At 43.5% G+C, this 513-nt stretch carries 1 protein-coding gene; it reads right to left on the minus strand.

Features of this window, described 5'->3' with window-relative positions; all coding sequences use genetic code 11:
• Window positions 1–150: 150 nt before the first annotated feature.
• Window positions 151–513, minus strand: a 363-nt coding sequence (locus tag R7Z47_RS26935; protein ID WP_318131038.1) for an Hsp20 family protein, incomplete at its 5' end; no start/stop codon positions are given.

Here is a 513-nt window from a genome sequence, read left to right on the forward strand (position 1 = left end):
ATGATGCAGAAAGGTATCGCGATTATCGCGGAAGAAGTCGAAAAGGCTTACCTACAAAGTCAGTAAAGCAAACTCCCGCATCAAAGACACAAATTAAAAAGAGCGCCAACTGGCGCTCTTTCTCACTCTATAGGGCAAATAACTTGCTGATTAGTTGCTTTCTAGCAGGTTGTTGCCACCGATAGCAATTTTACGTGGTTGCATTGCTTCTGGAATTTCACGAACCAAGTCAATGTGTAATAGGCCGTTTTCCATTGAAGCGCCAGTCACTTTTACATAGTCCGCTAATTGGAACTTACGTTCAAAATCGCGCTCTGCAATGCCTTGGTACACGTAGGTTTTGCCTTCTTCTGCTTTACGCTGGCCCTTCACGATCAACATGTTTTCATTTTGAGTTAGATCGAGTTGGTCTTCAGAGAAACCAGCAACTGCCATAGTAATACGGTAGTTGTGCTCATCTTTTTGCTCGATGTTGTACGGAGGGTAACCGCCAGAAGTATTTTTCGCTGTATT

It is taken from the genome of Vibrio sp. 1641 (genome assembly GCF_033339995.1).
In the GTDB taxonomy this organism is placed as follows: domain Bacteria; phylum Pseudomonadota; class Gammaproteobacteria; order Enterobacterales; family Vibrionaceae; genus Vibrio; species Vibrio alginolyticus.